This window comes from Kiloniella sp. (assembly GCF_965205715.1).
Taxonomy (GTDB): Bacteria; Pseudomonadota; Alphaproteobacteria; order Kiloniellales; family Kiloniellaceae; genus Kiloniella.
Window position 1 is genome coordinate 459,428 of record NZ_CBDBHW010000014.1, and the last position, 15,734, is coordinate 475,161.

The 15,734-nt window shown below is 48.3% G+C and carries 9 protein-coding genes; 1 reads left to right on the plus strand and 8 read right to left on the minus strand.

The features are described 5' to 3' along the window. Position 1 precedes the first annotated feature (1 nt). From ACOGW3_RS19055 to ACOGW3_RS19070, 4 genes are read right to left on the minus strand one after another with little or no spacing between them, the layout of a single operon-like run. Positions 2–2,422, minus strand: coding sequence for an FAD-dependent oxidoreductase (locus tag ACOGW3_RS19055; protein ID WP_419904410.1), 2,421 nt, complete (start codon positions 2,420–2,422; stop codon positions 2–4). Continuing rightward, the gene (locus ACOGW3_RS19060; protein WP_419904411.1) at positions 2,419–4,854 is read right to left on the minus strand and encodes a GcvT family protein; all 2,436 of its coding nucleotides are present in this window, start codon (positions 4,852–4,854) and stop codon (positions 2,419–2,421) included. Before ACOGW3_RS19060 ends, ACOGW3_RS19055 begins: the two co-directional genes overlap by 4 nt. After that, positions 4,851–6,173: an aspartate aminotransferase family protein gene (locus tag ACOGW3_RS19065; RefSeq protein WP_419904412.1), complete on the minus strand. Its 1,323-nt coding sequence runs from the start codon at positions 6,171–6,173 to the stop codon at positions 4,851–4,853. The genes ACOGW3_RS19060 and ACOGW3_RS19065 overlap by 4 nt, the downstream gene beginning before the upstream one ends. Further along, positions 6,173–7,738, minus strand: a complete 1,566-nt coding sequence (locus tag ACOGW3_RS19070) for a trimethylamine methyltransferase family protein (RefSeq protein WP_419904413.1) — start codon at positions 7,736–7,738, stop codon at positions 6,173–6,175. Before ACOGW3_RS19070 ends, ACOGW3_RS19065 begins: the two co-directional genes overlap by 1 nt. 230 nt (positions 7,739–7,968) lie before the next feature. Here ACOGW3_RS19070 and ACOGW3_RS19075 point away from each other — a divergent pair, with 230 nt between their 5' ends. Further along, positions 7,969–8,844 (plus strand): LysR substrate-binding domain-containing protein, encoded by an 876-nt coding sequence (locus ACOGW3_RS19075; RefSeq protein ID WP_419904414.1) that lies wholly within the window; start codon positions 7,969–7,971, stop codon positions 8,842–8,844. Positions 8,845–9,066: 222 nt separating this feature from the next. Here ACOGW3_RS19075 and ACOGW3_RS19080 read toward each other — a convergent pair whose 3' ends face one another. The 4 genes from ACOGW3_RS19080 to ACOGW3_RS19095 form a co-directional block, all read right to left on the minus strand. Beyond that, positions 9,067–11,466, minus strand: a complete 2,400-nt coding sequence (locus ACOGW3_RS19080) for a DUF1989 domain-containing protein (RefSeq protein WP_419904415.1) — start codon at positions 11,464–11,466, stop codon at positions 9,067–9,069. A 44-nt stretch (positions 11,467–11,510) separates the two neighbouring features. Next, positions 11,511–13,481, minus strand: a complete 1,971-nt coding sequence (locus tag ACOGW3_RS19085) for an ABC transporter permease (protein ID WP_419904416.1) — start codon at positions 13,479–13,481, stop codon at positions 11,511–11,513. Beyond that, positions 13,481–14,521 (minus strand): quaternary amine ABC transporter ATP-binding protein, encoded by a 1,041-nt coding sequence (locus ACOGW3_RS19090; RefSeq protein ID WP_419904417.1) that lies wholly within the window; start codon positions 14,519–14,521, stop codon positions 13,481–13,483. Before ACOGW3_RS19090 ends, ACOGW3_RS19085 begins: the two co-directional genes overlap by 1 nt. Before the next feature lie 81 nt (positions 14,522–14,602). After that, the gene (locus ACOGW3_RS19095) at positions 14,603–15,544 is read right to left on the minus strand and encodes an ABC transporter substrate-binding protein (protein ID WP_419904418.1); all 942 of its coding nucleotides are present in this window, start codon (positions 15,542–15,544) and stop codon (positions 14,603–14,605) included. Positions 15,545–15,734 lie beyond the last annotated feature (190 nt).

Consider the following 15,734-nt stretch of genomic DNA (forward strand, 5'->3'; position numbering starts at 1 on the left):
CTCAACTCCTCAAACGCGCACTGGATGGGTCATAAATAGGATCAGCTAGAACCCTGGCTTTATGTTTTTTACCCAAAATTTGAATTTCAAAATTTACCCCCGAAGTCGCCAAATCGGGCTTTACAAAACCAAAAGCGAGGCCTGCTCCCATGGAATATCCGTAACCGCCGGATGTTGTTTGGCCGACAACAGATCCATTATGAAAAATAGCCTCGCCGCCGATGCAATCTGCGTCAGCTACATCCACTGCCAGGTAAACCAACTTGCTCGTAATACCTTTTTCACTGCGTTCCAGCGTGGCTTCACGCCCGATAAAACGACGATTATCCGGGATAAAGAAACGATCCATATCAGCTTCATACATGCCAATTTCAGGAGAAAGCTCGGCCGAAGCGCGGTACGCTTTTTCCATGCGTAAAGAGTTGAAGGCATGTGAACCAATGTCCTTCAGGCCATAATCATGGCCCGTTTCCATCAAACCGTCATAAATCGCGGCGATGTTTTCGTGTGGAGCATGGAATTCCCAGCCGAGTTCACCAGTAAAACTGACCCGGAGGGCTATACACTCAACACCAAAAACCTTGATTTCCTGTGCTGAAAGCCATTTGAACTTTGCGTTGGACAGATCGATATCAACACCGTGGTTTAGGATATCTCTTGATTTTGGGCCCGACAGCGCAAGCATGCCCCAACTTCCGGTCAGGTTTTCGACCGTAACCTTTTGATCCGGTTTGATATGACGCTCTAACCATTCCTTATCCTTGATTTCTCCCGCAATGGCTGATCCCAAAAGGAAGCGATCTCCTGGCAATCGCGTGATCGTCATCTCGGTTTCGAAATTGCCCTTTTCAGTCAGCATGTGAGCAAGTGAAACCCGACCGATACCAGTTGGAACCTTATTTGCAGATAAGCGGTTCAGAAGTTCTGCTGCGTCTCTGCCCGATACGATAAACTGGGAAAAAGCAGTGAGATCAATGATACCTGCGGCTTCACGTACGGCGGTATGCTCTTTTCCTACTTGATCGAACCAAGTTTGACGGCGCCACCCGTTCACATCTTCTACATTTTCACGATCCGCAAACCAACGCGGTCGTTCCCATCCTGAAATATCACCAAATACAGCGCCTTTAGAAGCTAATCTATCATGGATGGGGGAACGGTTTGTGGGTCGACAGAGCGGCCGTTGCATACCAGGAACAGGCGTATTATGGCGTATTTCAAAATCTTCCTTGGTCTTTTTGACAATATAATCTTCGTCTATCCAGTTGCCAAAACGTCTGGGATCCATCGCCCGCATGGAAATCTCTGTTTCCCCGTGTACCATCAAATCCGCAAGACATTTGGTAGCACCGCCGCCCCACGCCAAACCAATTGAAGATCCACAGGCCATCCATACGTTGTCATGTCCAGGGGCAGGACCGACAAGCATTCCTCCATCCGGCGTGTGAGTAATAGCCCCACGAACGACACGCTTGATGCCTAATTCGGATACGATGGGAATTCGGTCCATGGCTCTTTCAAGATAATCCCCGATGCCATCATAATCAGCCTCAAAAAGCTCATTTACTGAGTCCCACGGGGCACCATCGGTCCAAACTTCCGTCGAGTTTTTATTTTCATAGATACCGATCAACGCCGATTTTTGTTCCTGGCGGATATAGCCCCCCATAGAGTTGTCTCTCATGATGGGAATTTCTTCACTTCTCTCTGCAAATTCCGGAACTGTTTCAGTAACGAGGTAGTGGTGAAGAACAGAACAACTGGGCACTGTCAGGCCAAACCATTTACCAACTTGATTGGCGTAGGAACCCGCGGCGATGACAACGTGTTCAGCAATAACGTCGTACTTTTCCGTATGAACAAGCCAATCCCCCCCTTCCCTTTGTACCACTCCTATTACGCGGTTAAAGCGATCAATGGTGGCCCCAAGTTTACGTGCCGCAGCAGCACAAACCTGAGTAGCGCCCGATGGATCAACATGGCCATCAGCTTTAGTATGAAGGGCAGCCTTGATGCCTTTAGTGTTATAAAATGGATTAAGCTTTTTTATTTTTTCAGGCCCAACCAGTTCCATAGGCAGATCCAGCAACTCTCCAACATTGAGGATTGATTTCAACCAATCGACTTCCAGATCAGTGTTGGCAACGCGTAAACCACCACATTCGTGCCAGGAAATAGATAACCCGGTTTCCTTCTCCAGCTTTTTGTACAGGTTAATGGAATAATTATTTATCCATCCCATTGTCCGGGATCCAACAGCGTGGGTAATTTGGCCCGCCGCATGCCAGGTTGATCCTGAAGTCAGCTCTGCTTTTTCACAGAGCATGACATCTGTCCACCCATTGGCTGCGAGATTGTAGAGAGTAGCCACCCCCATGATCCCACCGCCAATTACCAGAACGCGTGTTTGACGAACAGTCATTTTATATTTCCCTTAAAGGCGATTTTCGCTGGATTTATACAGGCCTTGGTTTGAAACCTTTCACAGGCAATCTCGACTTCAAAACCTTCAATAATGACGCTGTCATCCGTGAAGGCTTCCAACGGTGCATCTATATAAGCAAGAGCGACAGAACGGCCGTATAGGTAACTCCAGGCAGTAGAGGAAATTTGCCCAACGGCCCGACCCTGATAAAAAATTGGCTCGTCATGTAGGGCTATGGCCTCCGAGCTTTCAAAAATCATAGAAACACACTGTTTTTTTATCGGTTTGGTATGTGCCTCAATCAAAGCATCGCGACCTTTGAAGCCCCCAACTTTGTCATAAGCTACAAATCGATTGGTACCCGCCTCCAAAGGAAGCGTCCCTGGTGACAATTCATGCCCCCACGCCCGAAATCCTGCCTCAATACGCAGGCCAGCGATACAGTGCATGCCCGCATGACGAAGGCCATTCTTTGCTCCGGCATCTATCAGCGCTTCATAGACATTTGAAGCCTGGTCAGCAGCCACGTAGAGCTCATACCCATCTTCTCCGGTAAAGGAGAGCCGCCCCGCCCGTACAGGAGAATAGCCGACTTCTATATCTGCAAACCTGAATGGTCGAATATCCGGAATGTTGGCCATGGAAGCTGCTTGAAGTATGTCTTTTGCTCTGGGGCCAGCCAGTCCAATTATCGCATACGCCGAAGTCATATCGGCGAAAGTAACGTTGGCATCGCCCTTATAGCGTTTTAACCAGGCCAGATCGCGAACGAGTTCCCCGGCGCCGACAATCATCAAATATTCGTCAGTGTCCAGGCGCTGTACTGTGACATCGCTTTCGATACCGCCATGATCATTGAGTATCTGCGAGTAAACTATCTGCCCAACTTCAACATTAATGTCGTTGGCACAAATATGATTGAGGAAAGTCATGGCATCTCTGCCTTGGACTGAAATTTTCCCAAAGGCAGATTGATCATAAATGACCGCAGTTTCTTTCGCTGCTTGGTATTCCTGTCCAACCAGTTCACGCCACGGCGGTATTCCGAAAGTTAGTTTCCATGGGCTGGGCAAACCATCCGGTGCAAAAAACTCAGCCCGCTCCCATGAATTCCGGGCATTGAATTGGGCGCCGCTTTCTTTGAGCCCCTGGTGAATAGGAGATCTTCGAATTCCTCTCGCACTTTTCATCTGACGCCCAGGATATGCGAGTTCATAATGTTTACCGAGAACTTCGGGTATACGTTCATGCAATGCCTTAACGATATTCTGTTCAGGACCAAATCGCTGGATATCTGCTTCAAGTAAATCCATTGTGGGTTCACCTGCCACGATCCATTCAGCCATTGCTTTTCCTGCGCCACCCGCCAAAGCAATTCCTGTCGAATTCATCCCAGAAAGTATAAAAAGCCCCGGAACTTCCGGGCTTTCGCCCATCATAAACTGGCTATCCAGAGTGAAGCTTTCCGGTCCGTTAAGCAGCATACGAACTTCGGCGGTTTCCAGTGCAGGTATTCGCCTTAATGCCCCTTCCATCATGGGCATAAAGTGATCCCAATCTTCATCCAGAAGATCAAAGGAGAAGCGGTCAGGAAGCCGATCCATCGGTAATGCTTTGGCGTGAGGCTCAAACGAGCCTATCAGCAATCCGCCAACATCGTCCCGCCCATAAAGAAAGGCATCTTGATCATTAAGAGTAGGCAAATGCCCGGTTATTTCAGGCAAGGGCTTTGTTAGCATATAAAAATGCTCACAGGCGTATAGCGGAACGTGGGCGCCCGCTAAGGCAGCAACATCACGGGACCACAATCCGGAACAAACGACCACCTCTTCACACGCAATTCTACCGTTGTTTGTAACTACAGCAGAGGGTCGCCCGTTTGCTTTTTCTATTTGCTCGACTTTTGTATCTTCGATGAACTGCACACCCAGAGCCTTCGCTCCCTTGTACAATGCCATGGTAACATCGGAGGGGTTTACCCGCCCATCCGTGGGTGACCATACCGCGCCGATGACATCATCAACTTCAATCAGAGGCCATAGTTCTTTGGCTCTACTCGCATCAACAATTTCTGCTTCCAAACCGAAGGCACGTCCCAATGAAACTTGCCGTTTCAAATTAATCAGACGGTCTTCGTTTGTTGCAATTGACAGACTTCCCGTTTGAATAAATCCCGTTTGCTGCCCGGTTTCCCTTTCAAGCTCGCCGTAGAGGTCTATCGAATAATTGATAAGCTTTGTCAGGCTGGCCGAAGGGCGCAATCGCCTGACCAATCCTGCCGCATGCCAGGTTGTTCCACTGGTAAGTTTTGAGCGTTCAAGAACAACAATATTTTTACGGCCCTCACGTGCCAGGTGATAAGCAATCGAACAGCCGATAACACCCCCACCGATAATAACGGTGCGTGCATGCTCTGGAACAGTCATCATGAGGCGAGCTCTCCACTTTGTTTTATTTTTTTGAAAACATCTTCAAACACCTGAAGCGTATTATCTATGTGCTCGTCATCATGGGCGGCAGAAGTAACGCCTGAAGTGTGAGACATCAGATTGACCCCCCGCTCTGCCAACTCTCTGTTCAAAGCCGTGATAAGGGTCTTCGGCGTTCCTCTAATGACAGACGGAGAAAGCCCCTCAACCGATCTATTCTGGCAAGGCCCAAAATAGATATGAAAGGTTGAGGACTCACCATAAACAGCGCCGTCTATATCTTCTTGATCGAAGAGTTTACGCAGGCCGGATCTTAACCGCTCAGCCGCAGCATCCGCTCTGGCCTGAGGTTTTCCGGTTCTAAGATGTTTCAGGGCAGCAATTGCACCCGCAGCGATAAAGGGCGCTGCATTAAAAGTTCCTTTATGGCTAATAGGTGGAGACATCCCATCAATAGTCTCTCCAGGATCGAGATAGCGCATTAACGCTTGTTTTCCGACCAAAGCGCCACCGGGAAGCCCCCCTGTCAGTATTTTGGCAAGTGAAGTTAAATCGGGCACAACGTTATCACGGGCTTGGCGCCCACCGGGTGACCAGCGAAATCCGGTAATAATTTCATCAAAAACAAGAACTTGCCCAAACTTAATCGTCAGTTCTCTTAACGCCTGAAGGAAATAATCCGGCAAAGGTATTGAGCCATAATTTGCCCCTGATGCCTCAAGGATAACCGTCCCTATTTCTGGGTCACTCAAGGCATCTGCTATTAATTCAATGTTCGCTGGAGCTACAACTGTAAGGTTTTGAATATCCCGGGGCACCCCCAAAGAAGGTGCCTCTTTCATTCCGGGCTTCGATCCCTTCAGAAGGTGGTCATGCCAACCGTGATAGTGGCCATCAATTCTTAAAACTTTGGGTCGCTTTGAATAAGCCCGTCCTACCCGAACGGCAAGCATGGTTGCCTCAGTACCAGAGGCCGTAAAGCGAACTTGATCAGCGCAAGGATAAAGCTCACATAACATTTCAGCCCATTCAACTTCATAGGCCGTACAATCAGATGTAAAAGGGGTATAACGAGCCTGATTGACAACCGCCGCAATAACATCAGGATGACAATGACCGAGCATCTGAGATGCACTACCCATCTTATAATCGATATAACGCCTGTGATCAGCATCCCATTTATAACACCCTTTGGCTTCATGGACATAAATGGGATACGGCTTTTTATACCGTAACTCATGGGCGACACCACCTGGCATAACCTTACAGGCGCGATCGTACAGAATGCTATTGGCGCTTTGATTTTTTTCACCTGACATCACACTCTCCCCATCTGATCAGGGGTGAGTAAAATATTGAAGCGCCTACGAAAATCGTCTTCAATTTCTTTAGCAATGTAGTTTGGATAAAACGTGTTAAGGATTTCACGTGCTTTATCCCGCCCCCGTTCTCGGGCATCTTTTGCACCATCATCTTCCCAGTCAGAGGGCGAACGACGATCACCAATTGTGGGATAAACGTAATCACTTTCCATACGGCTAAGCGTCTGGTCATGGCCAAGATAATGGCCTTCGCCTCGGACCACTTCATCAATAACTTCCGCTGCCAAGCTATCCACGCTAACCTCGACACCGCGTATGGACCGCAATATGCCACCTAGCATATCATTATCAATAACGTAGGCCTCGAGAGAGACCCCGAGAAGACTGGCGTGCATGCCGCATGCTTGGGTAATAATATTTGCCCCGGCATGTGCGGCCAGTGTTACCGCCAGGTTTTTTTCGTACCCTGCCTGCGCATCTGACACTTTTGAATCTGTAATTCCAGCAATAGAGCTCGTTGGCAAATCGTAATAACGTCCCATTTGTGCTGCCGCCGCCATGAGCACAGCTTGCTCACCACCACCACCGCACATTGACCCTGTCCGCAGATCGGCAACAAGGGGTTTGGGGGCAAAAATTGCTTTTACATTGGGATCGACAAGTTGAGAAAACGCGAGACCTGCCAAGCACTCGGAAATGGCTTGAACAAGAGATCCTGCAATAGAGGCTGGACTGGTCGCCCCGGCTTGACCGGCTGATATAAGCTGCACGGGTAAACCAGCCAGAATGGCTCGCTCAAGTGTTTCGCAGGCTTCTTCTGCAAAACGCATGGGCGGAACCACGTGACAAACATGAATGCTCAAAAAAGGACGCGACCGAAAGGCTTCCTCTCCACCAGCTATCGCATAACAGATTTCTTTAATCTGTTCGATATGCTGGGGCTCTGATGCAGACATGAAAATATGTTTAGCAGTACCTGACAAACAGGCAAAAGCTGTGTTTACATCAAGATCCAAGGGATCTTCTGCATCGCGGCAAACCAAGTTTCGACTGTGAAAGTGGATGTGCTCCATGCTTTCAATAATACGTGTTGAATCATAGAGGTCTTTAACGGTTGCACCGCGATAACAACCAGTTTCCAGATCAACTATATTTGGGGAAGCTCCCCCTGATCCAACATGTACCCGACTACCGGAGATATCCATCTCATAACCGGGCTTACGTCCGTATAAGACAATGTCTCGACGCGCATTTTTTAGAGTGGCTTCAATTAATTTTCGCGGAAACAATAGGCGTTGATCGTCCGTTAACCTGCCTCCCACGGCAACAACCTTATCCACCATAGAAGGAATAGCCTGGCTTAAGCCTGTATTTTCAAGAAGAGAAAGAGCTGTTTCATGCACCAGTTCCACTTCTTCTTCAGTAAGCGGTTTATATCTCCCGCCTAATAGTCCTGGAGATACAGCCTCGGTCTTGGTGATCTTTTGACGTTCTTTTTTCCGCGCATTCCGACCTCGGCGTGCTAATTGCGCCTCTGGTCGAACGGTATCTATAGCACTCACGAGACTGCTCCTGATGTGGTATTAATTGGAGCAACCTTGCTATAAGGGAAATTTTCTGACAAATGATATAAAATAAAATACAGATAACTTACATTCATCTATATAATAATTTGTTTTATTTCATTTTCCTTGCATACTTATTACTTACAGTCCCTTATGCGTATAACCGACATTTTACCTATACACAAAGCACTATAAACTTGATTCATCTGTAACTTTGACATTTAGACATGATTAGTTCACTACCATCTCTGACATCATTACGTGCTTTTGAAGCAGCTGGCACCTATGGATCATTTAAAGCAGCAGCCAATGCTCTTTATGTATCCCCGACCGCTATTAGCCACCAGATACGTAAACTAGAAGAACAACTCGGATGTTCTCTCTTTGAAAGACGTACAAGAAAAGTCGTCCTCACTCATGAAGGCGAGTTCCTGCTCCGTGCCGTGAGAGAAGGCTTTATGAATATATCAGAAGCGGTTTCTCATCTACGGGTGGCTGACCGCCCAAAGGTCAGCCTCGCAGTGGGTGCTATTCTCGCCTCAAGATGGCTGACACCCAAACTGTCTTCCTTTTGGGTGAGCAATCCAGACATTGACCTGAGCCTTCACCACACCCCGAGGGCAATCGATTTTACCGATATGAATGTGGATCTCGCCATTGCCTGGGGGGATGGAAGCTGGACAGATTGCCAAAAACACAAGCTTTTTGGCGTAGAGGCGACCCCTGTCTTAAGTCCCTCTTTAATAAAGAAATTAGGCACCCCTGCCACACCAGACGATTTACTGAACTATCCCTTGATACATCACAGAGATCGCACAAGTTGGAAACAATGGTTTGAATCTGTTGGCCTAAATAATCCAGCCTCACAGAGCGGAATCACTATTGAAGACGCTAACGTTGCGATCAGAACGGCAATCGATGGTCAGGGAGTAGCTCTCGGTATTCGAAGCTTTATCGACGACGACATCATAGCAAACCGTCTTGTTCAACCGTTTAAGCATACAATAACGCCTTCTCGACAATACTACTTATTGAGCCGTAACACTCTAAACAAAAATAGCCCGCAATACCGTGTTGTCGAATGGATTAAATCGATTGCCTAATTCTTTTCATATTCCTTATACGTGCTCAGAATCCCAGCCCCACCATTATCGTGGATGGGAATTTTGTTGGTTGCGGGGCACCCTGTCACCGAAGTTTTATTTTGAATAAAACGAATGAATCATCTTATCCCAGAACACCAACCCAGTTAGCCAAAGTTAATTTACATGATGGATAAGGGCAGATAAAAGAAAAAATTCAAAGCAACTTATTTATGCCCCCTATTAAGGGTAATTTCCCTTTACCCGTTCTTTTGTTGGGTCGAAATGTGGGAAGGGAACCACTGTCGCTTTAAGGCGTTTTTGATCTCCATCTAACTGTCCAATTTCCAAATCTGTACCAAGTCCAGAATGAGCAACATCAACGCGGGCAAGCGCTATAACTTTACCCAATATTGGAGATTTCATAGCCGAAGTAACGAGACCTATTTGAGGTTTTCCAATATGCACACAGTCACCCGGTGTTGGTACCACGCCCCCTTCGAGATCAAGCCCGACAAGCTTCTTTTGCGGATGTGCCTTTCTCTGCTCCAGAGAGGTCCTGCCGATGAAATCATCCTCTTTCGACTTCAAGGGTATGGTAAAGCCGATACCGGCCTCCATAGGATCGGTTTGATCATCGAACTCTGAACCTGCAAAAATCAATCCAGCTTCGATCCGTAACATATCCAGCGCGGCTAAGCCTAACGGAACCATTCCAAGCGGTTCTCCCACAGACCATATTGCATCAAAAACCTGTTCAGCATCCTTTGGATGGCAAAAGACCTCGTATCCCAACTCACCAGAATACCCGGTCCGGCTGACAACCACCGAGGGACCGTGAAAATCGCCAATGCGGCCAATGGTAAGGCGGAACCATGGCAGCTCCTCCACCGTCGCCTGTTGCGGAGGTGTCCAAATTACTTCTTTCAAAATTTCTCGAGACAACGGGCCCTGGATAGCAATATTGCAGTGATGATCCGTCGAACCACGTACCCAGACGTTCAATCCCCGCTCTTGCGCCTGTTTTCTAAGCCACAAACCCGACTGGTCATTACCACCAATCCAGCGGAAATTAGTTTCCCCTAACCGATACACTGTGCCGTCATCAATCATTCCGCCATGCTCGTAACACATCGCGGTATAGACGATGCCGCCAACGGCTAGTTTTTTGATGTTCCGGGTAACGCACAACTGCATCAACTCTTCAGCGTCTGGACCGGTCACTTCGTATTTACGTAACGGAGACAGATCCATGACCACGGCTTTTTCACGTGCCGCCCAATACTCGACAATGGCGCCGTGATTGGTCATCTCATTAGGCAACCAGTAGCCAGCGTACTCTACAAAATCACGCGTATGACGGGCAAAGCAATCGTGAAAACCCGTTTGTTTTGTTTCTTCCAAATCAGCCCCCGGAGTTTTGCGCCATCCAATAGAGCGCTTGAAATCTTCTTGTTTATCGTAAACCCGAACTTGAATATCAGTAGGGTTCCAACCGTTCGCGGGATCGATATCGCAAGGACAAGCCGTGGAGATACAAACCAGATCAGTCAGCGCTCGGAGCAACACATAGTCACCTGGGCGCGAATAGGGATCGTCCATGCCGATCGCGTTGGTGTCCTCTAGTATGGTGTTGAAAAAGAAATTGATCGCGGGCCAACCGCCGCGTGGTCGGATATTATATCGCGCCAATTCCCTGTTCATATTGTCGGAACAGTTCACGTGGCCGGGATAACCAAGTTCTTCATAATAACGCGCAGTACAGGCCAGCCCGAAGGTATCGTGGCGCCCGACTGTATCTTGCACAATCTCGACCAGCGGTTCCTGATCTACCGAAAAATACTTCGAAAATATCCCTGGCATAGGATAGAGCATGCCCATAAGAGATCGGGTCGTGGTTGGGTCGATATCGCGTTCTATTCCCTTATCAAGAGCGCGCAGAGAAAAGGCTTGAAAGTCTGAACACTCGCGACCCTGCACATCAAGTACCTGAATGTATTGCCCCGCCTTTACGACATAGGGCTTCGCTTCACCCGGTAGAATATTGATATCCCTTAAAGGATCGGCAAGTGGATCTGGAGGAGCCAACCAAGCTTTGGGATCACCCGGACTTGCGCGGCGTAAATAAATTACGACCTCAGTCGGCGCCCATTGTTCATGCGGTTCCATCGCACACCCTGCAGCACAGACAATTAACAAACCATCACATGAGGCAGTAAATTTTGCAGAATCACCTGCCTTAGAGCCAAATTCAAAAACGATTGTGCCGTCAGCCTTGGCGATATCAAATCCTGCCGTATCCAGTGCCCGAAGTACTTTTACACCCGAAGGATCACCAGACAGTGCTGACTTCAAACCTTGAGGATCACGGCCACCTTTTGCTCCTATCATCCCCGCATCTGATACACCATCAGGAGCAAAAAACACCAATTCAATGGGTTGCAGGCCTTCGCGGTCTTGCACAGTGATTTCATCGCCTTTGTAAATCTGGACGGCACGGCTTCCCCCACCCGGCACGGGATGGCGTTCCACCCCGTGTGGCAGGATTGGCAGGCCAGGTGTGATGATACCTGCACGCTCATAAGGTTTTGGAAATACGGGCTCTGCTTTCAAGGGTTGAAAGTTCACAGGTTGAATATTCATGGCATCGCGCCCCATAGATTGGGTGTCAGTTTTGTCATCGATTTTTATCCAACCCCCAGTGCTTTACGCCGCTCATTGGACCAGCGCATAATGATGTGATCAAAGGTCAAAGCCATTAACGCAACACACATTCCCAGAACAAAATTCTTGCCCAGGTTATTCCCCGCTAAAGTTTTTTGCAGCTCCTGCCCCAGATCCTGAGTACCGATAAAAGCTGCGATAATGACCATGAAGAAGGCAAACATAATGGCTTGGTTGAACCCCACTGCCATAGTGGGTAGCGCCAGGGGCAGTTGTACTTTCATTAATTTCTGATGGCGGCTCGCCCCCGACATATCCGCAGCTTCAAGAAGCTCACCTGGGACTGATCGGATGCCTTCGATTGTATAACGGGTCAAAGGCACTGTTGCGAAAATCAAGATGGCAAACACCACAGCGACATCATTAACACTAAAAAGCATAATGGCCGGTATCAGATATATGAAACTGGGGAAGGTTTGCGCCGTATCACACACCAAGAGAATGGGTTCAGACCACTTTTTATTGCGGGCAGCCGCAATGCCCAACGGCAAGCCAATCAGGGTCGCTAAAATGACAGCAGATATCACAGCATAAAGTGTGATCATGGACCGATCCCACCAGCCAGTAAGGGCAATTACGGCAAAGAAGATAACCGCGAGCGAAGCAGACTTCCGACCACCAACAAAGTAACCAAGTGCTGCAACCGCCAGTAACACACTGCCTGTTGGTAACCATAACAAGGCATTACGGAATGGAATTAGAACCCAGGTAATCAGGAACCATCGCAACCAGCCCGTAACACCCGTTACGGTGTCATTGGCAAGAATACCACGAATAACGGTGTCAATTTCCTTGCCGATCGATAAGTCCTGCTTACGCGTAATATGGTCGGCTACCTGTACAAATTGAGCAAGAACTAGACAGCCAAGAAACGTCGCGACGCCAATCAACATAAACCGATGCCGGATCCACCACGGCGTTCCGCGTTCGAAATGTTGAGGTTGTTTCACCACCCAGGCTTTTGATAAGCGATCAAGAGTGACGGCGATCAGGACAATCGTGATGCCAATTTCAAAACTTCGACCTAATTTCAATGAGTTCATCAAGGATAAAAGCTTTGCCCCCAACCCCGGCATTCCGATGAAAGCAGTCAGCACCACCATTGCCAAACACAGCATGATTACCTGATTGACCCCCACCAAAATCTCTGTCCGAGCTGCAGGGAGATAAACGTAGCGCAACATTTGCCAACGAGTTGAGCCGCTCATATGTCCAGCTTCGACAACCTCTTCTGAGACCTTTTTTAACCCCAGCGAAGTCATCAAAACCATCGGCGGGATGGCATAAATGATTGTCGCAACGCACCCTGCCGTGGGACCAACCTTAAAAAAGATAACCGCGGGTAGAAGGTAGGTGAAAAAGGGCAATGTTTGGAGAATGCTGAGGACCGGCATCAAGAAGCGCTCGAAACGCGGAAACTTCCAAGCACAGATCCCAAGGATTAGCCCTATCAGAAAGGCCATTGGCGCTGCAACGGCAATAACCGACATGGTTTGCATGGCCAGATTCCATTGGCCAATCAGAGCAACCCAGACGAAAGTCCCTCCTGCCAGTAGTGCCATGGGCCAACCTTTGAGCCAATAACCAATGATAGCAGCAACGGCAGCTATTGCGGTCCAGGGGATGGGGCCAATATTGGGCCAGCGCCGCTTTCCGTATAGGAGGTTTGCCGTGATATCGAGGAGCCATTCCAGGCCTGCGGAAATACCACGTGTCAGGGTAATGAGCCCGAGGTCATCCTTGATGAAATCAAAGACACTCTGCAACCAGATATCATAGGGCAGAATTAACCAATCAGGTATGCGTATCATAAAATCAGGCAAAAGTGGTTTGGCCACAGCAGCCATGATAGCCAGAGCAAAAATGAGTTGCGCGATCTGGGTTTGGCTCCGTCGAGAAACCTTACCCAACATACGAGTTTCTACCACCGCCATTATTTGGCACCCAACAGAATATCCAGGGCTTCCTGGCGGTTCAAGCCACCAATTAAGCTGCCATCCTTAGCTGCCACGGGTAGAATTTCGCGGTTATCGCTCACCAATTGACGGGCAAGTTGCAGTATCGTCGCATCGGCGGCAACCGGGGCGCCCTCGACAGCATGCCCGTTGATTGGACGTGTCAGAACCCTTGCATGGATTACACGGGACTTTTCAATCTCTTCGGTGAATTTTGCAACATATTCCGTCGCCGGATTTAAGACAATTTTATCCGGGGTATCACATTGTTCGACAGCACCGTCCTTCATAATCGCAATTCGATCTGCTAGACGTAATGCCTCATCAAAGTCATGCGTGATAAACACGATGGTTTTGCCCAGCATGCCTTGTAATCGTAAGAATTCATCCTGCATTTCTCGGCGGATCAACGGGTCTAGTGCAGAAAACGGTTCATCCAAAAACCAGATATCCGGCTCAATCGCCAGGCTACGCGCGATACCTACACGTTGTTGTTGGCCACCAGAGAGCTCACGTGGGAAATATTCTTCACGCCCCTCCAGTCCAACCAGTTTAATAACTTCTAATGCGCGTTCGCGGCGATCATGACGATCCTGTCCCCGCATCTCTAGCGGGAAGGCAACGTTTTCCAGCACGGTACGATGAGGCAGTAGGCCAAAGCTTTGAAAGACCATACCCATCTTGTTACGACGCAAGTCAATTAACTCTTTTTCGCTCAGGCCCATGATGTCCTGACCATCAACCTTGACTTCCCCACCTGTAATGTCGATCAGGCGCGACAAGCAACGTACTAAGGTGGATTTTCCAGATCCCGACAACCCCATGATCACAAGCATTTCACCGCGTGCGATATCAAGGGAAACATCACGAACGGCTGCTATATAACCATCTCTGCGGATCTCCTCGAACGATGGCCTACCCTGCATTGCAGCAAGGTATTTTTCAGGATTTCCGCCAAAAAGTTTCCAAACATTTTTGCAGGAAATCACCGGATTACTTACCGGGGTAGGATCGTTCATAATATCTCTCTAATTTCGTGTATTGCCCCCACCAGAAAAAAATCTGATGGGGGTACCAAAAACTTCAATTTAGTATGATTTTTATTTAGTCCAATTTACCCAGACATCTTTGTTGGCTTCAAGCCATGCTGAGGCGGCGTCTTCAGGCTCCATCTCTTCGATATCAACGAGCTTGGCCATCTCAGCGATCTGTGGATTGGTGAAAGAAACCTGGGTTAAAGCGCCATAGGCAGAGGGCCATTTTTCCTTCATCCCATCCCAGGCTGCGATCTTCAGATATCCAGTTGCTGGATTTCCACAATCGTATGTCGCATTCGGGTTCGGACCAACACTGGGGTCTTCGTTACAAGATTCAACCCACGTCGGAAATTCAACAAATTCACCTGGCCACACGGCTTCTGCAAAATTTGGCGTCCAGTTAAATACGACAATAGGTCTTTTTTCTTTTTCAGCAGCACCTATTTCAGCCCAGATTGCCGCTGCAGACCCCGCATTCACGACAACAAAATTCATATTAAGAGCATCAACCCGCTCTTGATCATGTTTCAACCAATCTACAGGTCCCCCAAGAAAGCGCCCCTTATCACCCGTTTCTGGTGTAGAGAACTTCGCAGCACAATCATTCAATGCTTCCCAACTCGGCAGACCTGGGCAAGCTTCTTTGGTCCACATTGGGTACCACCAGTCTTCCCGGGTAACAGCGTTGTGGCTTGCGGCGTCATGAAGGCCACCTTTTTCTTTGGCAGCGTTGAATGAGGCCCCAAATGCACCTTCCCAAACTTCGAGCTCGAGAGACACATCTCCAAGACGAACTGATTCATAAACCGCTTGGCTGTCAGTGGTTACAAACTCGACGTTGTTCCCCATATTCTCAAATATCTGTCCGACCACATGGCTCATCACTATTTGTGAGGACCAGTTGTGAATTGGAATGATAATGGGATCACTGCTGTCATCAGCATGTGCACCCGATATAGCGGCTACCGCAATGGCCGTAGCAGACAATACGTATCTCAATTTCATGGTAATTCCCTGTCGATTTTACGTTTATTATCTAGTCCGGAACGCGGCGCCCGGTTTGAGGGATTATCTTGGCAACAAACGAGCGATTCTCTGCAAATATTTTTGAGTGCCTATGCCCAAAGAAATTAGTGCCTAATTTCAATATTCGTGTATAAATAATAAGATAGAGACTCATTTTTACTTATAGTGC

What these genes read in the sequence shown, in the direction of transcription:
- ACOGW3_RS19095 (WP_419904418.1), bottom strand. Translation starts at nt 15,544, where the DNA reads ATGAAATTGAGATACGTATTGTCTGCTACGGCCATTGCGGTAGCCGCT.
- ACOGW3_RS19055 (WP_419904410.1), bottom strand. Translation starts at nt 2,422, where the DNA reads ATGACTGTTCGTCAAACACGCGTTCTGGTAATTGGCGGTGGGATCATG.
- ACOGW3_RS19060 (WP_419904411.1), bottom strand. Translation starts at nt 4,854, where the DNA reads ATGATGACTGTTCCAGAGCATGCACGCACCGTTATTATCGGTGGGGGT.
- ACOGW3_RS19075 (WP_419904414.1), top strand. Translation starts at nt 7,969, where the DNA reads ATGATTAGTTCACTACCATCTCTGACATCATTACGTGCTTTTGAAGCA.
- ACOGW3_RS19065 (WP_419904412.1), bottom strand. Translation starts at nt 6,173, where the DNA reads ATGTCAGGTGAAAAAAATCAAAGCGCCAATAGCATTCTGTACGATCGC.
- ACOGW3_RS19090 (WP_419904417.1), bottom strand. Translation starts at nt 14,521, where the DNA reads ATGAACGATCCTACCCCGGTAAGTAATCCGGTGATTTCCTGCAAAAAT.
- ACOGW3_RS19085 (WP_419904416.1), bottom strand. Translation starts at nt 13,481, where the DNA reads ATGGCGGTGGTAGAAACTCGTATGTTGGGTAAGGTTTCTCGACGGAGC.
- ACOGW3_RS19080 (WP_419904415.1), bottom strand. Translation starts at nt 11,466, where the DNA reads ATGAATATTCAACCTGTGAACTTTCAACCCTTGAAAGCAGAGCCCGTA.